This window comes from Mycobacterium sp. 1165178.9, from assembly GCF_001673555.1.
Taxonomy (GTDB): domain Bacteria; phylum Actinomycetota; class Actinomycetes; order Mycobacteriales; family Mycobacteriaceae; genus Mycobacterium.
Genome location: NZ_LZMB01000467.1, coordinates 1 through 18,448, shown reverse-complemented (window position 1 = coordinate 18,448; position 18,448 = coordinate 1). Strand labels below are relative to the sequence as shown.

Here is an 18,448-nt window from a genome sequence, read left to right as displayed (position 1 = left end):
AGGTCCATATCCTGCCTGATCGCCTCCCGAGGACGTCGACAGGCGCGCCGAACTGCGGCGCACCATCGAAGGTCGCATCGATGATCTGGTCGATGCCGCGGACCGCGGACGAGCGCTACGGCGCGCCGCCTTCTCCTACCACGGCAACTGGCGAGACGGGGTTCTGCTGCTATGCGCGGTGTTGTTCACGATCGTCTGGTGGAACGTCAGCCACAGCAGGGATAACTGGCTGCCGATGTTCGTCGTCTTGATCCTGCTGTGCGTGCTGGCCGCCGCCTATGCGTTCCGCGGCGTCCTGCACACGACCCGGTCCGTTCTTCGCGCCAAGCGACGGGGTCGCGCCAAGGGTTAGTGGCCCGCGAGCCATTGCCGTGGAGGTTTTCGTCACATTCTCCGCGATGGGCGACCGCACGACGCGCGCTCTCCGATTTCCTGTGGCAGGATCGCGATGTGAAGGCGCATCCTCTCGCTGTGTTGACTTGTGCTGTGCTGTCGCCGATTTGGGCTCTGCTCATCGGTCCGGTCGCCACGGCGTCAGCAGAACCGTGCCCCGATGTCGAGGTGGTGTTCGCCCGGGGTACCACCGAGCCGCCCGGTGTCGGGCGCATCGGCCAGAACTTCGTCGACACCCTGCGCTCGCACCTCGGCGGTAAGTCGGTGGGCGTGTATCCGGTCGACTACCCGGCCACCACCGACTTCCCCACGGCCGCCGACGGCGTCAGCGACGCCGGAAATCACGTCGAGCAGGTGGCGGCGAATTGCCCCCGCACCAAGATGGTGCTGGGCGGCTACTCGCAGGGCGCCGCGGTGATGGGTTTCGTCACCGAAAGCGCGGTCCCGGACGGCGTGCACCTGGTGCGGGCGCTGCAGCCGATGCCGGCCGAAGTGGCCAACCACGTGGCCGCGGTGGCGCTGTTCGGCAAGCCATCGGGCCAGTTCATGAGCATCATCAATCAGCCACCGGTGAACATCGGGCCGCTGTATTCGGCGAAAACGCTCGAATTGTGTGTCCCCGGCGACCCGGTCTGTTCCGGCGCGGGCAACCCCGTCGCCCACCGCCAATACGTCGAGGCGGGGATGGTCGACCAAGCGGCCGACTTCGCCGCTGATCGGCTCGCGTAAGTCAGGCGTCGCGGCCCGAGCCGGCCTCGAGCGCCTCCACGGCCGCCTCGAGGTTGGCGAGGATCGTCGGCCCGTAGTGGTCGACCACCTGGCCGAGCGCGCGGGCGATGTGCGGAGCGACGGCACCCGCCGGGAGCACTTCCTCGGCCAGGACAATGCCCTTCACGACGTGTGCGGCACTCACATGACCGACGGGCGTGATCTGGTATCGCCAGTCACCGATGAGGGTCTGCTCGGGCTGCGACCGGAAAAAACCCCGGCGCGCGGGAATCGTTGTCACTCCCGGAACGCCGCCAAAAACCTTCAGTACCAGTCCGACTCCCCCAGGGCCGGCCAACGCATCGCCCACCGCACGGCTGACTCGCTCAGGATCGAAGCCCGCCATCAATCGCTCATCGGCAGCACGAACGACGGTGTCAGCCTTTGCGGTTCGCCACCGCGGCGTACCGCGGTTCCGGCGACGTAGAACTCGACCGTGTGGTGCCCCCACGCATAGTTCGAGATGTTAAAGTGCACCCCGACGACGCCGTTGCCGCCGTCGCGTTCGGCTTCACTCTGCATGCGCGACATCGCCAGTTCCCGAGCCTGGTAGCTGCCCTGGGTCCACTGCGGCATCTCCGCGTTGCGTCCCACCTGACCGAGAGTTCGCAAGAAGCCTTGAACGGCAATGTGAAACACGCAGTTGCCCATCACAAAAGCGACCGGAGCGAAACCGGTCCGCAGGAGGGTCGTCAAATCCTGACCGGACAGGTGGCTGGTGAAGGCCTGGCCGTTGGGACGCCGATACGCGCCGGGCTTCTCCACGTACCGCACCGCGGTTCCCACGGCGATGAACTCGAGGTGCTCGCCCTCACCCTGATGGCGCCATTCGAGACGGACGCCCACCACCCCGTCAGCGCCCAGCGCATCGGCCTCGGCCTGCATCCGCGACATCGCGTTCCAGCGGGCGCGGTAGGTCGCGTCGGTGAGTACGGGCAGCTCGGATTGCTGCCTGATCCCGGTGAACTGGTAGCCCACGTGGTAGACCGAAACGCCCATCACGAGCTCGATGGGTTCGAATCCGGCCCCGTGCAGCAGGGCGAACTCATTGATCGACAGGTCGGACGTGAAGACCTCGCCGGCGTGTGAGAGTCGTTCGCTGGCGATCGGATCAAGCGGGTTCGGTTGCATCGTGGACGGACCCTCCTGCGGTTGGCCTGGATAGCGTAGGTCGCGCGGGTGCCTCGCACACGCATAACGTGTGATTTCACGGCAGCTCGCCACCAGCGACTGCCCGGGGCGCGCGAGCTCATGGCCGTCGGGCCGCTTCGCCGCGCACACCGCCCGGATTCGGACGCCGCCGGCCAGCTAGTTTGCTGGCTGGCCGGGCTGCCTCGTCACTGGGCCGTATCACCGATCATGTGGTGGACGTCGTGCACTGACCATGGCCGGGACTGGTGATGGTCGCGGTAGCCAAGCAGCCGTGGCGTTTGGCGATCGAAGCTACCCACGAAACCACCCGCGGCAACAAAGATTCGACCGGTCACCTCACGCGACAAATCGCTTGCCAGATAGGCGTAGACCGGCGCGACGAACTCCGGTGGAGCGCTTTCGAGTGACGTCCGCATGGTTACTTCGTCGAGCATCCCGCGGCGGTGCAGGTCTTCGATGTGTCGTTCGTATTCGGCACCCGTCGAGAGCCGCGTCCTGGCGCCCGGACACACCACGTTGGCCCGCACGCCGTGCGGCTTGAGTTCCGCGGCAATGGCCATCGTCAGGCCGTTGACGGCGCCCTTACCCGCCGGATATCCCGTCCCTCCGTAGTCGCCCAGAAACGCCACCGAACTGGTGTTGACGATGGCGCCGTGCCGCTGCGCGGCCAGCACCGGAGCGGCCGCCCGGCAGGTGTGGAAGGCGGTGCCCAGGTGGCCACTGATCAGGCGGTCGAACTCGCCGGGGGAGATCGTCAGGATCGACGAACCCGCCGGTTCGGCGATGCCGGCACAATTGATCAGAGTGTCCAGCCGCCCGAAGGTGCTCACGCATGCGTCGACGAGCGAGCGGGCGACGTGCTCTTCGTCCGCGGCTCCGGCCACCGCAACGGCCTGCCCGCCTGACTCCGTGATCGCCGCGACCGTCTCCTGCACCGTTTGGTCGTCACGCCCGTTGACCACCACACCGGCACCCAGGCTGCCCAGCAGCTCAGCGACTGCTCGTCCAATGCCGCGACTGCCGCCCGATACCACCACGCCGCGCCCGACCAGCGGAACCTCGGCGCCGCTCATCATCCGGTCCCGCAGCGGACACGCCGAAGACCACGTAAAGCTTTGCACGCGAAATGGTCTCGCCATCGGTGGCAGCCGAGCTCGCCGGTCGAGGTCACGAACACCAAGCGAACAGTACCCAGCCGAATCAGAAATGAGAACCAGGGCCGCCGCAGTGCGGGATCACGCGGGTCTCAGCGCGTCGAGCAAAATGTCTACCGGATGATTGGGCGGCGGCGCCGCCTTACGCCGCAGCCCCCGGCGGCACGGCCAACCGCCGCGAAGACGCCGGCCTCCGCCGTCGGCGATCGCCTGGGACACCTCCAGGCGAAGCGGTCGATAAATTCCAGCCCACACCGGCGAGATGTTTGCCACAGCGCCGGCCACTTCCTCGCCGATCGCGGCAAGGCCCCCAACACCGCAGCTGGACGGCGGTGTGGTCCGGTCAACAAGTCCGCGACTACCGCCCCGCGCCTTGCCGGGGCCGCGCTCGTATACCGTGGAAATTGTTCAGAATTCGTATGAACCTGTTGCCCCAAGCGATCGCCGGGCACGGCGCGGGGGCGTATAGTCTGCAATGAAGTCCGTTATGGACGCGTCGCCGTTTAGCTAAAAGCGGTCCAGTCAGCCGCACGGCTACTGAGCTTGGTATGGCTCCGGCGAATCGGCCCCAGTCAGCTCCCGGCACCTAGTGCGTTGGCCATTCGACCGTCCGGCGGATCGAGGTGCAATGGGGGCGAGAAGTGCGCATAGCTGCAACCTCCCATTGCACACGGCTCTAGGAGAGAGTCAGCATGCAAACTTGTTCTCGCGCAACCGTTTACAAGATTCGTCGAGTGAACGCGGGGTGCGCCAGCCGATGACCAACGTTATTTCTGCAACGCGGCCGGCCCCGCGACCCACATCCAAAACCGACGATTCGTACGACGACGTCGTTGCAATGTTCTTGGTGCTGCAGCAGCTGCCCGCCGAATCGCACGAGTACGCCCACCAGCGCGAACGCATCGTGTCCCGATGCCTGCCGCTGGCGGACCATGTCGCCAGCCACTTCGCCCGTCGGGGCGAAGGTCTCGAGGACCTCATTCAGGTCGCGCGACTGGGGTTGATGAACGCCGTCAACCGATTCGACCCCGCGAAAGGTCCCAGCTTCATCGGGTTCGCCGTGCCCACCATGATGGGCGAGGTCCGGCGTTACTTCCGCGACTACAGCTGGGGAATGCGCGTGCCGCGGCGGCTGCGCGAGTTGCACGTGCAAATCAGCAGGACGACCGCGGATCTGTCCCAGCAGCTCGGACGCGCGCCCACCGCCGGCGAGCTCTCGCAGGTGCTCGAGGTTCCGCGCGAGGAGATCGTCGAATGCCTCGTCGCGGGCGACGCCTATCGGCTCGACTCCCTCGATGCCCCGCTAGGCGCCGACAGCTCGGGAACGCCTCGCTCGGTGGCCGACTCGGTCGGCGATATCGATCCACAGATCGAACACATCACCAACCGCGAAGCCCTGCGGGTGTTGGTTGCCACCCTCCCGCAGCGTGAACGCGAGGTATTGCGCATGCGATTCTTCGAATCCATGACGCAGAGCCAGATCGCGGAGCGGATTGGCGTGTCGCAGATGCAGGTGTCCCGCATCCTGGCGAACACGCTGAGCTCCCTGCGCGACCAACTCTAGTAGGCAGTAGTTCCCCCAGGCGCTGCGCGACATACCCTGCCGCGCAGCCCTGTACTGTGCGACTGAAAAGGAGAACCCCGACTCTGTCGCCCACCTCGAAGGGAGCTCGATGCGATGAGGATGTCACGAGCGGTGATCGCGGGTGTCGCGGCGACGGCGGCGCTGGCGGTTTCGGTGGCCGGATGCGGCGGCAACAAGCCGCAGCCGTCGCCGTCGAAGTCGGGTTCGGCAACCTCGGCCACCAGCTCCGCGCCGGTCTCTTCGGCGCCGGCGCAGCCCAACGAGTACGCCAAGCTGCTCATCGAGGCCAGTGACATCAATGCGCCGGTCCCCTTCACCGCCGCGCCCCCGACCGACAATCCCAACGGCCAGCCGGGCGTGGCGACCACCTTCAAGGACGACGACGGTAGTCACGCGATCAAGGTGACCATCCAGGTCTACGACGACCCCGATGACGCCACGAACGCGTTGAACACCGCGAAGGGCCAACAGGGTGGCGTGATCAAGGAATCCACCACGCAACCGTCGACCATCGGCAGCGGCGGAACGATGTTGATGGGCAACACCCCGGATCGCAGCAAGGGTGTGGTGATACTGCTCTTCACGGAGGGCAAGGCGTTTGTCACGCTGGAATTCGACGGTCCAACGGACACGCTGGCCCCGCCGGACTTCGTCAACGACGTCGGCCAAAAACAAGATGCGGCCATCAAGAAGGGGCTCGGCGGCTAGGCGCTGCGCCACCAGCATCGGGGGACGCGATGAATGTCATCAACGGCATGCCGGCTCACGCCCTGCTGCTGCATTTCGTCTTGGTGCTGGTGCCGTTGACCGCCCTGCTGGAAATCGTCTGCGGATTATGGCCGGCGGCGCGGCGCGGTCAGCTGATGTGGCTCACGCTGCTCCTGGCCGCGGTCACCATGGTGTTGACACCGATCACCATCAACGCCGGTGGATGGTTGTACGACTTGAAGAAAAACCCCAGCCCGATCCTGCAGGAACATGCCGAGCGGGGCAGCCTGATGTCCTACTTCTCCGCGGCGCTCCTGGCGGCCGCCGTCGTGCTGGTCGTCGTACGGGTGATCGAAAGTCGATCCGACAAGAGCCGCGCCGTCACGCGTGTACTCGTTGCGATACTGGTTCTGGCGGTGGGGATCTCGTCGATGGTCCAGATCTACCGCGTGGGCGATGCCGGTGCGCAATCGGTTTGGGGCACCGCGCTTGCGCGCCTGACAAAGACCCGCACGGGTTGACGACGTCGCCCACGGCAAACCCTTCGCTGCCTGCCGACAGGATTCCCTGGAGTAACTGGTGCGCGCTGACCATATTCTGCGGCATGCGCGCTTGCGTTGCATTACCGTTTGCGGTGTCCAAGCCGGCACGGAAGGAAACGGTGATGAGCAAAATATCGAGGCTTGCCGTCGGGGTGCCGGTGACGCTGGCACTGACGGGCGCGACGGTGCTCGGCTGTAGCAACGGATCGAAACCATCTCCGGCCACGACACCGTCGGTGACATCGTCGTCGAGCGCCTCGAGTTCGGCCGGCCAGGCGTCGACGTCCGCGGGAGCCCAGCCGTCCGACTACACGCGGTTGCTCATTGCGGCCGGCGATATCAACGCCCCGGAAATCTTCACTGCCACCCCACCGATCAACAACCCTAACGGCCACCCGGGGGCCAGCACCACGTTCAGCAACAACGACCACACGCACGTGATCGTCGACAGCATTCAGGTACTGTCCGATCCTGCCGCCGCGCAGAGCGCGCTGGAATCGGCGAAGTCGTCACCTGACGGTTACGTCCACGGGGTCCCGGAGCCGATCGAGATCGGCACGGGGGGCACCACGATCTCGGGCCCCTCGCCAGACGGTGCCAAAGGAGTGACCCTGCTGCTGTTCACCGAAGGCAAGGCCTTCGTCGAATTGGAATTCGACGGCCCGCCCAGCTCTCTCGTGCCGCCGGACTTCGTGACCGACGTCGGCCAAAAACAAGACGCGGCGGTCAAGAAAGGCCTCGGCGCCTAAACCGGATGCGCCGGCGGCCCCGGTGTCGGCGTGAGAAGAAAGAGCCTAAACCGGCGCCGCCCGGCGCATTCCTGGGCGAGCCGATAGTTCGGCCAGGACTCCAGTGCCTTGTTCCAGGCTTCCTCACGCTCCGCGCCACCGAGCAGTTGCACCGTCGCCCCGAACCGGTGGCCACGACGCCGCACGGTGACCCGTTGCACCCCTTTGAGATTCGCCGACCAGGATGGGTGGCGCGCACGCCCCCAGTTCGATCCGACCAACAGCAGACCCTCGCGAAAGGGCACATATTGCACCGTCGCGCTACGGGCAAGACCCGTCTTGCGGCCCGAGACGACGATCCGAACGTTGGGCAGGCCGGCCAAATCCAGCACCCCGAGCCGTCCGCTGGTCAGGAAGCGAAGCACGGCTTCGAGCCACTCGATGACCTGGCGGCCGTTCAGGATCAGCAAGCGGTAGGCCGCCGGGTTGCGCGCCCACCGTTGCAGCGGATTCATGGCATGACTGTATTCCGCGGGTGCCGGATCAAGGCGTCAGCACGATGAAATGCCGTTGACGACCCGGTGTTTCGAGGACCTTTGGAGCCCGGCGGGTACGGGATAAATAAATTGCTTGATTTAACCCGGCGTGGAGTGTTCACTGAGGCGATGACTGCCGAGCGGGTTGCTCGTTCCGACCGGTCGACGGGCACCCGAGAGGCGATCTTGTCGGCCGCCGAAGTGCTTTTCGCCGAACGCGGGATGTACGCCGTGTCTAACCGGCAGATCAGCGAAGCGGCGGGACAGGGCAACAACGCCGCGGCGTGCTATCACTTCGGCACCAGAGTCGACCTGCTCCGCGCGATCGAAGGCAAGCATCGCCGGCCGATCGAGGAGCTGCGTGCCCAGATGTTGGCCGCCATCGGCGATTTCACCGAGCTACGGGACTGGGTCGGCGCGTTGGTGCGCCCGCTGACCGATCATCTCTGCGCCCTGGGAACGCCGACCTGGTACGCCCGGTTCGCCGCGCAGGCCATGGCCGATCCGACGTACCGCCATGTGGTCACCAAAGACGCGCTGGCGTCGCCGCTGCTGGTGCAGACGCTCGACGGGATCAACCGCTGCCTACCGGAACTGCCCAGGCGAGTGCGTGCCGAACGGATGGTGATGGTGCGCAACCTGCTGATGCACACATGCGCGGAACACGAAGGCGCACTGGCAGAGCACGGTCCGCGGTCGCGTTCGGCGTGGCCGGTGGCCGGCGAAGGGCTGATCGACGCGATCGTCGGCCTGTGGCGCGCACCGGTCCACGTAGGCGCGGCCGGTATCCAACCGGAACAGACAACCGCGCAGGGCAACGACCGAGGAGCACGATGACCGAAGGATCCACCGCCACCGATATCCCGGAGTTTCCGATGACACGGGCGCCCGGCTGCCCGTTCGCCCCGCCTCCGAAAGTATTGGAGCTCAACGCCGACAAGCAGCTGAGCAGGGTACGGATCTGGGACAACAGCACCCCATGGCTCATCCATGGCTACGAGGCGATCCGCGCGCTGTTCACCGATTCCCGCACCAGCGTCGACGACCGGTTGCCCGGCTATCCGCACTGGAACGAAGGCATGCTGGCCACCGTGCACAAGCGCCCGCGCTCGGTGTTCACCTCCGACGCCGAAGAGCACACCCGGTTTCGCCGGATGCTGTCTAAACCGTTCACATTCAAGCGGGTTGAAGCGTTGCGGCCCGCCGTGCAGAAGATCACCGACGACCACATCGAAGCGCTGCTGACGGGCCCGAAACCGGGCGACATCGTCGGCACCCTGTCGTTGCCGGTCCCCTCCCTGGTGATCAGCGAACTGCTGGGCGTGGCCTATGAGGACGCGGAATTCTTTCAGACACAAGCCCAGCGGGGAATGGGCCGCTACGCGACCGAGGAGGACACCGCCCAGGGCGCCGCCTCGTTGGCGAAGTATCTGGCCAATCTGGTTCGGGCGAAGATGCAAAATCCCTCAGAGGATTTGGTGTCCGATCTCGCCGAGCGGGTCAATGCCGAAGAGATCAGCGTGCGCGAGGCCGCGCAACTGGCCACCGGGGTGCTGATCGCGGGCCATGAGACCACCGCGAACATGATCAGCCTGAGTATCGCGGCGTTGCTCGAACATCCCGATCAGCGCGAACTGCTGCGCGACACCGATGATCCGAAGGTCATCGCCACCGCGGTCGAAGAGCTGATGCGTTACCTGAGCATCATCCAGACCGGCCAGCGCCGAATCGCCGTGGAGGACATCGAGATTGGCGGCGAGACGATCCGCGCCGGCGACGGCATCATCCTAGACGTCGCCCCGGCCAACTGGGATGACCGCCAGTTCCCCGACCCGGACCGGCTGGACCTGCTCCGCGAGGACGGACCGCACGTCGGGTTCGGCTACGGTCGTCACCAATGTGTGGGTCAGCAACTGGCCCGCATGGAATTGCAAATAGTCTTGCCCACGCTGCTGCGCCGCGCTCCGACGTTACAGCTTGCCGTGCCGCTGGATGACCTTCCGTTCAAGCACGACGCGTTGGCCTACGGCCTCTACGAGCTGCCCGTGACATGGTGAAGCCCGACCTGTCGCTAAACGTTCCAGATCTGCGTGGCAGATTGGCCGTGGTGACCGGGGCCAACAGTGGACTGGGCTTCGGCCTGACGAAGGGACGATGATGTCCAGCCCAGCCCATGCCTCGGCGCTCGACATCCCCGATGAGCCGGACTGGGCCCGCATGCGCACCGAGACCGGAGCGCGGCTGCGGTCCGCGATGGCCGAATACGGTGTCGACGCGCTGATATTGCTGATGAACGGCTATGTCGGATATGCGACGGGTGCCAGCTGGCCGCTCCTGGACGCGGGCCTTTCGCACGTTGAGCGCCCAGTCGCCGTAGTGCTCGCCGAGGACGTGCATCCGCACCTGTTCATGCCGTTCCGCAGCGGGGCGTCCGCGGAGTATCCCGTGCCGGATGATCATTTGCACGGCCCCGCCTATCTCGAATCCGACTATGGCGTCCGGGATTTCGCGGCAACGCTGGCCGGTATAGTCCGGCCGGGCGCACGCATCGCCGTCGACGAACTCACCGGCGCCATGCGGCGGGCGGCCGACAAGCTGTTCCCCGGCGGGCCGCCCACGGACGCGGCGATGGTGCTCGGCGCCGCCCAATTGGTGAAGACCCGCGACGAGTTGTCCTGTCTGCGCAGGGCGGCCCGCATCACCGAACAGGCCATCGTCGACGTGCAGAAGGCGCTGAGTCCCGGCGTGCGACAGATCGATCTTTCGGCCATCTTCGTCCGTCACGCGTTCGAACTCGGCGCCACCACCAACATGCTGGAGGCCATCTGGCAGGTGATGCCGACTTCGCGGAAGGCCGGGGTGTGGACGACGCACGGTGACCTCGCGCTGCCGCTGCTCCCGACCGACCGGGAACTGGCCGCCGGCGATGTGTTGTGGACCGATATCAGCATCACGTATCACGGATACTGCTCGGACTTCGGGCGCACCTGGATCGTCGGCGAGTCCCCCACTCCGAGACAGCAAGACCAATTCCGGCAGTGGCGAACAATTTTGGACGCCGTGCTCGCGGTCACCAAGGCGGGCGTGACGTCGGGCGACTTGGCGCGCGCGGCGATCGCGGCCAACGGTGGCCGCAAACCGTGGCTGCCGCACTTCTATCTGGGCCACGGCATCGGCACCTACCCCGCCGAAGCTCCGATGATCGGAACGGATCTCGGCGAGGAGTTCGATGACAACTTCGTCTTTCCTCCCGGCACGGTTCTGGTGCTCGAACCCGTGGTGTGGGAGGACGGCACCGGAGGCTATCGCAGTGAGGAGATCGTGGTGATCACCGAAGACGGCTACGCGCCGATCACCGACTACCCCTACACCCCGTATGGCGACTGAAGTTCTGCCCGATCCGCCCGCGTTGCGTTCCGGCCGTCGCGAACGGGCGCTGGCACAGATGGAGCAGCACGGCCTCGACATCCTGGTGCTCGGCCGTCAGGCCAACATCCGTTACGTCACCGGCGCCCCGCAGCTGTGGATCGCCGGTACCCGACCCTTCGGGCCGATGTGTGTGCTGGTGCGCGCCACCGGAGACATCTACCTGAACAGCACCGACGACGAGGGCGTTCCGGAGGAGATCGGCCACGATCACCTGTACGGGTTGGCCTGGAACCCGATGACGCTCATCGACGTCCTGAAGAAGGTCGACGGCGCCGTGGCGGCGCGCCGGGTCGGAACCGACGCGATCACACCGACTTTCGCCGCGCTGCTGCCCGAGGCGTTCCCCAATGCCGAGCTCGTCGACGCCGAGCCGGCGATGCGCGCGGCGCGACGCATCAAGACGCGCGGCGAAATCGCGGCGATGGATCACGCATTGCGTGTCGCCGAACGGGGACTGGCCACCGCCCGGGGCGAATTGGCACCGGACGTTTCGGAGCGGACGCTGGCCGGGGTGATGATGGAGGCGATGGCCGCGGGCGGGGTCAGCACTCCGGCCACCCAGGACGCGGCATGGGTCACCTCGCGGGAGCAGCCGTGGCGCCGCGCGGCCGCGCCCGAGGTACGTCCGGGCGACCTGGTCGCCTTCGCCGCAGGCGCGCTGGCGAATGGCTACGTCGCCGAGGTCGGCCGGACCTGGCCCGCCGGCGATACCGTCGCCGCCGAGGCCCGCGCACTCTTCGAGCGCTCGGATAGGTTGTACGACAACATGCTTGCCGCCTGCGAGGCTGGCGCGGACACCCGCGATCTGCTGGCCGCCTACGACGCGGCGGGCGAGCCGATCCCGCCGATGCCGGTCGCGCATGGGTTGGGCCTGGGGTTCGATCCGCCTGTGGTGTCCGAAACACTCGTGGCCGCAGGCGAACACGACGTGCTCGAGGCCGGGATGGTGTTGGCGGTCACCGGGTATGTGTGGCAGCGGGGCGTCGGCGCGGTGTTCCGCCGGGACACCGTGCACATCACCGAGAGTGGTGTCGCTGTACTGACCACTAGCCCATCGTGGAGTTAGTGAAATAACCTGCGCCCCTTGTGTTTCAGTGGTCACACGGTCGCGTTTTTTGTCGGTGGTCTCCGATAGCTTCGGGGTGTGACCATAGATCACGAGTCCCTGTCCGCGGCGTTTGATGTCATCGACGCTGCCCTCGGCCACGTGATCGGGTCTGACTGCGATGCGTTGGCCACCCGCGAGCAGCTGGCGGCGTTGGAACGCTGCGAGATGGTACGTCGCCGATTGCCGGCCATCGAGCATCCGCTGATCAATTCCCTTGCCCGGCAAGCGCCGTCCGAGGAGCTCGGCGGCACGCTGTCACATGCGATCGCGGAGACGACGCTGATCAGCCGAGCCGAAGCGTCCCGGCGCATCAAGGAGGCGCGGGATCTGGGCCCGCGCCATGGCCTCACGGGTGAACCCGTGGCCCCGGCCCTGGCCGCCACCGCGGCCGCGCAACGCGACGGCACGCTCGGCGCAGGCCAGGTCTCGGTGATCCGCAAGTTCTATCGCGAGCTGCCCGGCTGGATCGACGCGGCCACCCGCGAGCAGGCCGAGGCGAAACTCGCCATAGAGGGAACCCGGTATCGGCCCGAGCAACTCGGCAAGCTGGCCGACGTCCTGGCCGATTGCCTGAACCCCGATGGCACGTTCACCGACGAGGACCGGGCCCGGCAGCGGGGCCTGACGTTGGGCAATCAGCAAGCCGACGGCATGTCGGCGTTGCGCGGCTGGCTCACCCCCGAAGCGCGCGCCACGTTCGAAGCCGTCTTGGCCAAACTCGCCGCACCGGGCATGTGCAATCCCCTCGACGACACTCCGTGCGTCGACGGCGCGCCCACCCAAGAAGCTATCGAGCGCGATCCACGATCGGCCAGCCAACGCAACCATGACGGACTCAACGCGGGTCTCCGAGGATTGCTCGCGTCGGGAGAGCTGGGGCAGCACAACGGTTTACCGGCCTCCATCGTCGTGACAACCACGCTCCAAGCGCTGGAATCCGCCGCCGGGGGTGGATTGACCGGTGGGGGCACCATCCTGCCGATGAGCGATGTGATCCGCCTGGCTCGGCACGCCCATCATTATCTGGCGATCTTCGACAAGGGCAAGGCCCTGGCCTTGTATCACACCAAACGCCTGGCCTCCCCCGGTCAGCGAATCGTGTTGTACGCCAAGGATCGTGGTTGTTCGGCGCCAGGTTGCACCACACCCGGCTACTACTGCGAAGTGCACCACGTCACCGACTACGCTATTTGCCGCACCACCGATGTGAACGACCTCACCTTCGCCTGCGGACCCCAGCACCGCCTCCTGCGACCCGGCGGCTGGACCACCCGCAAGAACGCCAGGGGTGACACCGAATGGCTCCCTCCCCCGGTCCTGGACCGGGGAAGGCCCCGCGTCAACGTGTTCCACCATCCCGAAAAGCTGCTACGCGACAGCGACGAGGACGGCGACGCGCCCTAGGCGACGCGCCCCTCCTCGTCCAGTGCCTCGTCGAGCAGCTCGCCCAGAGGGTGCCGCTGCCAGAGCACCAGCAGGTTCGACAGCATCTGCAGGGGGGCGCGCACGCTTTCGTCTTTCCTGATCCTTGGGTCCGTCCGGCTGGTCGGTGCGACGTCGAATCGCTTACGTATCAATGCCGGTACGTCCAGCAGCCAGGCCACGCCCATCACGGCCGCATACAACAGCGTGTGCCGGCGTAGTCTGGTCGGCTCCAGGCGCGGACCGCCACAACGCTCGAATTCCGCGACGAACAACTCCAGCAAGTCGTCGAGGTGGGTGTCCCACATGTAGTTCTCGGCGCCGGACATGGCCCCCCACAGCGCCATGCCCAGGTTCATCTGGCTGACACATCCCCAGTCCATCAGGCCGCAGCGCAAAGTGCCGTCGCCGTCGCGCCAGAACCACGCGTTGTCGATATTGGCGTTCCAGTGACACAGCGCCACGTAGTCGGCGTCGGCGGCCAAGTGGTCCGCGACCGCATCCTCGAAGAGGGCCAATCGCGGCGCCTCGTCGGCAAAACGCGCCAGGAACTCGGACGAGCCCACGCCAGCCGGCACCAGCCCGGGATGGGCGCCGACGAATTCGCCCAGCTGATGGACGCGTCGTTCCAATCTCGCCATCGAGAGCGGCGGCCGGTCTCCGACCGTTGCGGCCCGCACATTCAGCGGAAAGTGCGCGGTCTGTTCCGGGGGCAGCCGACCGGAGCGGTGAGTTCCGGCGAGCGATGCCAGCGCGGTCAGCAGCGCGCGGTAGTGCTCCAACGGCGCGAGCATCTCGTAGTCGAGGCACTTGTGGTATTGGCGTTCGATCCCGTTGGCACCGAAGCTGATTCGTTCGGTGATCAATATCCCGGTGCCGCTACGACGGTGATACTCGGCGAACAGCGGGCTCGGCACCGCGATGGGGAATTGCGGAGCACGTGCCAACGAGGCGAACCGGACCTCGGATTCCATCTGGGTCTTTCCGCGGTCGCGCGCAGGATCGTCGAGATCGCGGGAGAACTTGACGAACAGGTCGGTGTGCAAATCCGCTGCGGTCCGGCCGTATTCGACCGACAGCACGACCTTGCGTCCCGTGCTGCCACCGCTGGTCTCACGAAAGCCGCTGATCCGAGCGACGCTGTTCTCCCGCAGCACGCCCGAGGCCCGAAACGCGTCGGTCAGGAAGGACGCTCCCCCGCTGAGCAACGCCGCGGGGTCAGCCGGGAACGGCAATCCGCAGTGATCGCCGATCACCCAACCCGAGGCCACGCCGCTACCAGGTCTGCTCGGCGGAGCGCACCAACATGTGATTGACCGCGACCCTGCGGTCACGCGTCACCATGAACAACACGGCATCCGCGATGTCGTCGGGCCGCAGCATCACCATGCCGGCCGTCTGCCGTTCGAACGCCTCGCGTGACGTCTCGGCAAGGTGGCTGAAGATTTCGGTGTCGACCGTGCCGGGGCCCACTACGCCGACCCGGACCCGCTTGCCGAGCACCTCTTGGCGCAGGCCCTCGCTGAAGGCGTTCACGCCGAACTTGGTCAGTGAATACACGGCGGTGTTCGGCCGGGCCACCCAGCCGGCAGTGGAACTGATGGTGACCAGGTCGGCCACCCCGCGCGGCGAGTCGGCGGCCGCGTCGATCAGGTGGGGAAGCGCCGCGCGGGTCGCATAAAGGACACCCTGCACGTTGACGGACACCATCCGGTCCCAATCCTGCAGCGACGCCTCGGTTGCGGGCGCCGATTGCATCAGGCCGGCGTTGTTCACCAGGATGTCGAGGCGCCCCAGCTCGGCAACGGTGCGCTGCACGGCGCCCGCCACCTGTTCCGCATCGGTCACGTCGGCGGCCAGCACCAGCGCTGTGCCACCGGCGGATTCGATCTCAGCTTTCAGCTCCGCCAACCGGTCCGCCCGGCGCGCGAGCAGACCCACCGCCGATCCCTGGGCCGCCAGCGCTCGGGCCGTTGCCGCACCGATGCCGCTACTGGCGCCGGTCACCAGGGCCCCTGTGCGCGCCAGTGTCGTCATGTTCCGCCCATCGATTGCTTGCCGAGTAACTCGTGTAGAACGTAGTCGGTGTCCTCGCCCAGGTCCGGCGCGCCGCGCTCGATCCGGGCCGGGCAGCGGGCCATCCGCCAGGACGGCCCCAGCACCGGCCGCTGGCCTTCGCGGTGATCAGTGACGAAGCGGTACAACCCGCGGTCCCACAGCCGTTGATCGGCAATCACATCCACCGACGTGGCGCTCTTGGCGGCCGGCACTCCGGCCGCGCGCAGTCGCTCGGCGAGCCGTGCCGCGTCCTGGCCCCGGGTGAGGCGCGCAATGTCCGCGTCGAGTGCTTCGGCGTGCCGATGGCGCGCGTCGCCGGTGGCGTAGCGGGAGTCGTCGGCCAGCGTTGCGGCGCCGAGCCCGTCGCACAACCCTTGCCATTCGGCGTCATTGGCGACGGCCACCGTGATCCACGCGGCGCCGGCACACGGGTAGCAGCCATGCGGGCACATGTCCGGGTGGGCGTTGCCGCTGGGCCCCAGAGGCCGCCCGGTCAGCGCTTGCTCGAGCAGACGGTCACCGATCATCGAGGAGAGGGTTTCCACCGCCGACACGTCGACGAATTGACCTGCGCCGCTGAGCTCCCGATGCAGCAGCGCCACCACAGCGGCATATGCGGCGGCCGCGCCCACCGTCGAGTCACCGTAGCGCATGCTGGTCCCGAGCGGCGGTCCGCCGGGATAGCCGACCAGCGAGGCCGGCCCGGCCAGCGCGGCAAAGCATGGCGCATAGCCGGTTTGGTGGCCCAACGGCCCGTCGTTGCCCCACATCTTGATTGACACGGAGATGATGTCGGGCTTGATCTCGGCGAGCTGTTCGTACCCGAGGCCTTGACGTTCCATGGCGCCGGGGCGCAGGTTGTTGATGACGATGTCGCTGCGGGCGATCAGCTCGCGCAGCCGCGCCATCCCCTCGGGTGACTTGATATCGAGGTCCACACTGAGGATTTCGGGATTGATGCTCAGGAAGTAGGGCGCGTGGTTTATGTCGGTGCCGCCGTATGCGCGCATTTCCTCGGGGCTGGCGGCCGTCTCGATCTTGATGACTTCGGCCCCCAGCATCGCCAGCAGCTTGCCGGCGTACGGACCGGCCCACACCTTGGTGAGCTCGACGATGCGCACGCCTTCCAGTGGGCCGCCCCTTGGGTTCTTGGGTGGCTTCAGCTGCGCCGACTTGACGGTCGGCCGTGGGCGCGGGCCATGGACGCTCCCCATGATCCGCTCGGTGTGCTCACCGAGAAGTGGCGCGGCACTGGCGATTCGGGCGGGCGAGTCGCTGAACGCATACGGCACGGTCGGATACGCCGCTTCACCGAGCACCGGATGGCAGACCTGTTGGAAGAAGCCGCGACGGCGATACTGCGGCGAGTGATGCAGGTCCGCAGCGCCATTGACAGGCACCAGTGGCACACCGAGCCGCTGCGCCTTTTCCGATGCCTGCTCTTTCGGAAGGCCGGCTACCCAGGAGGCGAAGCCGCGCTGAAACGCGGTGACCTTCTCGGCGGTGACCGAGAACTCCAGCCAGTCATCCTCGAAAGCGTTGAGCCATTCGGGATGGCCCATCAGGGTTTTCAACCCGGACCAATGCGCCGCGCTGGTCATGTACAAGTAGACGAAGCCATCCGCGCAGGCGAAGAACGAGGCCGGGCCGGCCTGATCGTAATCCTCGCGCGCACCCTCGGCCGGCACCTCGCCGGTGACGAGGCGGCCAAGGATGCAATCGGCGCGCGAGACCAGCACGGCCTGCTGGGAGACGTCGATCGACTCGCCCTGGCCCGTATGCAGACGCCCACACAGCGACGACACGACACACAGCGCCGCCTCCAACCCGGCTTCGTAGTCGCCCAGAAAGTGACCCGGCCCCTGCAGCGGGGGCTTGGCGGGGTCCGGATGGCTCGGAGTGTGATATCCCCACCCGCTGGCGTGAAACACGTTGATGCTGCGGGCATTGTCGAATTCGGCGGCCACCCCTTGGCCGTACGGAGTGATGGAGCAGAAGACCACGGACGGATGGCGCTCGGATGAGCCCGGCGACCGGCCTTCGATGACCGCGTCGGCGGTGTCGATCAGCCGGTGCAGGCGCTCGACGTCGGCCGCCGAGCCGAGATCGAGAACGACGGAGCGCTTGTTGGTATTCAGGTAGGCGAACAGCGCGCTGCCTTCGCATCCGTCGGCGAGGATGGGCGCCATCGCGCGGGTCGCGCTGCCGCCCTGCGGCGCCTCGATCTTGATGACCTCGGCGCCGAAGTCGGCCAGCAGCTTCCCGCAGTACTCCCCCGCGACGGATTCGGCTAACTCGACGACCCTGATACCCGTCAGCGCGGACATGCACGCCCCGCCAAAACGGTCAGGGCTTCGCGCGGCCCGAGCGGCTCAGGCGCCACTCCGGTGGGAAGTTCAAGTCGTTGTCCTTGACCACGTTGTTGAGGCCTTTGTTGAAAGTGCCTTCGGTGAGGTCGACCTCTTCCGCGTCATTCTGGATCATCGGCAGCATGCCCTCGACCATGCCGGTCAGCAGGCTGCCGAAGTACTCGCCCTTGTGCTGCTTATACAGCTCGAGGAAGGTCTTCTGGACCGCGACGGTGTCGGTCGGGCGCGACTTCGAGCACGCCAGCGCGTACTTCTCGGTCTCGGCCTCCAGCTTGTCGCGGGGCACCACACTGTTGACGAAGCCGCAGTCGTACATTTCCTTCGCGCTGAACGGCCTTCCGATACGTGGGCTGGGGACCGCGCCTGTGGTGGTGGGCCGAGACGATGGGCTTGCGTAAGTTCTCCGAGATGCTGTTCACCGGAAGGCCGTTCAGCGCGAAGGAAATGTACGACTGCGGCTTCGTCAACAGTGTGGTGCCCCGCGACAAGCTGGAGG

The 18,448-nt window shown here is 66.6% G+C and carries 17 protein-coding genes and 4 pseudogenes; 13 read left to right on the top strand and 8 right to left on the bottom strand.

The genetic code is table 11. The annotated features are described in order from the left end of the window. Positions 1-22: 22 nt before the first annotated feature. Both A5652_RS20200 and A5652_RS20195 read left to right on the top strand, forming a co-directional pair. Positions 23-352: pseudogene (locus A5652_RS20200) on the top strand (hypothetical protein); the annotation flags it as partial. A 134-nt stretch (positions 353-486) separates the two neighbouring features. Further along, positions 487-1,122 carry a cutinase family protein gene (locus A5652_RS20195; RefSeq protein ID WP_067355612.1) on the top strand — a complete coding sequence of 212 codons (636 nt, stop codon included), beginning with the start codon at positions 487-489 and terminating at the stop codon, positions 1,120-1,122. A 1-nt stretch (position 1,123) separates the two neighbouring features. Here the strand turns inward: A5652_RS20195 and A5652_RS20190 are convergent, their stop codons facing one another. The 3 genes from A5652_RS20190 to A5652_RS20180 form a co-directional block, all read right to left on the bottom strand. Further along, entirely contained in the window at positions 1,124-1,507 is a 384-nt protein-coding gene (locus A5652_RS20190) for a DUF5073 family protein (protein ID WP_067355609.1), read from the bottom strand. Continuing rightward, entirely contained in the window at positions 1,507-2,292 is a 786-nt protein-coding gene (locus tag A5652_RS20185; RefSeq protein WP_067355605.1) for a heavy metal-binding domain-containing protein, read from the bottom strand. Before A5652_RS20185 ends, A5652_RS20190 begins: the two co-directional genes overlap by 1 nt. Before the next feature lie 206 nt (positions 2,293-2,498). Further along, on the bottom strand, positions 2,499-3,386 hold the full coding sequence (locus A5652_RS20180) for an SDR family NAD(P)-dependent oxidoreductase (protein WP_067355626.1): 888 nt from the start codon (positions 3,384-3,386) through the stop codon (positions 2,499-2,501). 838 nt (positions 3,387-4,224) lie between these two features. Here A5652_RS20180 and A5652_RS20175 point away from each other — a divergent pair. The 4 genes from A5652_RS20175 (at position 4,225) to A5652_RS20160 (ending at position 7,051) form a co-directional block, all read left to right on the top strand. Continuing rightward, complete coding sequence (locus A5652_RS20175) at positions 4,225-5,031, top strand: SigB/SigF/SigG family RNA polymerase sigma factor (protein WP_067355602.1); 807 nt, start codon at positions 4,225-4,227, stop codon at positions 5,029-5,031. Positions 5,032-5,145: 114 nt separating this feature from the next. After that, complete coding sequence (locus A5652_RS20170; protein ID WP_067355599.1) at positions 5,146-5,760, top strand: hypothetical protein; 615 nt, start codon at positions 5,146-5,148, stop codon at positions 5,758-5,760. Positions 5,761-5,789: 29 nt separating this feature from the next. Beyond that, positions 5,790-6,281, top strand: coding sequence for a DUF2231 domain-containing protein (locus A5652_RS20165; RefSeq protein ID WP_067355596.1), 492 nt, complete (start codon positions 5,790-5,792; stop codon positions 6,279-6,281). Between the two features lie 143 nt (positions 6,282-6,424). Continuing rightward, positions 6,425-7,051, top strand: a complete 627-nt coding sequence (locus A5652_RS20160) for a hypothetical protein (protein ID WP_067355623.1) — start codon at positions 6,425-6,427, stop codon at positions 7,049-7,051. Here A5652_RS20160 and A5652_RS20155 read toward each other — a convergent pair. Continuing rightward, positions 7,048-7,545, bottom strand: coding sequence for a nitroreductase family deazaflavin-dependent oxidoreductase (locus A5652_RS20155; protein ID WP_067355593.1), 498 nt, complete (start codon positions 7,543-7,545; stop codon positions 7,048-7,050). The two genes, A5652_RS20160 and A5652_RS20155, sit on opposite strands and share 4 nt — an antisense overlap. A 135-nt stretch (positions 7,546-7,680) precedes the next feature. Between A5652_RS20155 and A5652_RS20150 the strand changes: the two genes are divergently transcribed. The 6 genes and pseudogenes from A5652_RS20150 (at position 7,681) to A5652_RS20130 (ending at position 13,507) form a co-directional block, all read left to right on the top strand. Beyond that, positions 7,681-8,403: a TetR/AcrR family transcriptional regulator gene (locus tag A5652_RS20150; protein ID WP_067355589.1), complete on the top strand. Its 723-nt coding sequence runs from the start codon at positions 7,681-7,683 to the stop codon at positions 8,401-8,403. Continuing rightward, positions 8,400-9,623 carry a cytochrome P450 gene (locus tag A5652_RS20145; RefSeq protein WP_067355586.1) on the top strand — a complete coding sequence of 408 codons (1,224 nt, stop codon included), beginning with the start codon at positions 8,400-8,402 and terminating at the stop codon, positions 9,621-9,623. The genes A5652_RS20150 and A5652_RS20145 overlap by 4 nt, the downstream gene beginning before the upstream one ends. Next, positions 9,617-9,715, top strand: a pseudogene (locus A5652_RS27790) (short chain dehydrogenase); the annotation flags it as partial. The gene A5652_RS20145 and the pseudogene A5652_RS27790, both read left to right, overlap by 7 nt. Positions 9,716-9,723: 8 nt before the next feature. Continuing rightward, complete coding sequence (locus A5652_RS20140) at positions 9,724-10,953, top strand: Xaa-Pro peptidase family protein (protein ID WP_067355619.1); 1,230 nt, start codon at positions 9,724-9,726, stop codon at positions 10,951-10,953. Continuing rightward, complete coding sequence (locus tag A5652_RS20135; protein WP_067355582.1) at positions 10,943-12,061, top strand: Xaa-Pro peptidase family protein; 1,119 nt, start codon at positions 10,943-10,945, stop codon at positions 12,059-12,061. The genes A5652_RS20140 and A5652_RS20135 overlap by 11 nt, the downstream gene beginning before the upstream one ends. Positions 12,062-12,139: 78 nt before the next feature. Then, entirely contained in the window at positions 12,140-13,507 is a 1,368-nt protein-coding gene (locus tag A5652_RS20130) for an HNH endonuclease signature motif containing protein (RefSeq protein ID WP_082983998.1), read from the top strand. Here the strand turns inward: A5652_RS20130 and A5652_RS20125 are convergent. From A5652_RS20125 to A5652_RS20110, 4 genes and pseudogenes are all read right to left on the bottom strand, one after another. Next, positions 13,504-14,781: a hypothetical protein gene (locus A5652_RS20125; RefSeq protein WP_082983999.1), complete on the bottom strand. Its 1,278-nt coding sequence runs from the start codon at positions 14,779-14,781 to the stop codon at positions 13,504-13,506. The genes A5652_RS20130 and A5652_RS20125 overlap by 4 nt on opposite strands. A 19-nt stretch (positions 14,782-14,800) precedes the next feature. Continuing rightward, positions 14,801-15,562 carry an SDR family NAD(P)-dependent oxidoreductase gene (locus A5652_RS20120; RefSeq protein WP_067355576.1) on the bottom strand — a complete coding sequence of 254 codons (762 nt, stop codon included), beginning with the start codon at positions 15,560-15,562 and terminating at the stop codon, positions 14,801-14,803. Further along, entirely contained in the window at positions 15,559-17,910 is a 2,352-nt protein-coding gene (locus A5652_RS20115; protein ID WP_067355573.1) for a CaiB/BaiF CoA-transferase family protein, read from the bottom strand. Before A5652_RS20115 ends, A5652_RS20120 begins: the two co-directional genes overlap by 4 nt. Before the next feature lie 19 nt (positions 17,911-17,929). Beyond that, positions 17,930-18,292 (bottom strand): annotated as a pseudogene (locus tag A5652_RS20110) (enoyl-CoA hydratase/isomerase family protein); the annotation flags it as partial. Here A5652_RS20110 and A5652_RS27785 point away from each other — a divergent pair. Continuing rightward, positions 18,286-18,448, top strand: a pseudogene (locus A5652_RS27785) (enoyl-CoA hydratase-related protein); the annotation flags it as partial. The pseudogenes A5652_RS20110 and A5652_RS27785 sit on opposite strands and share 7 nt — an antisense overlap.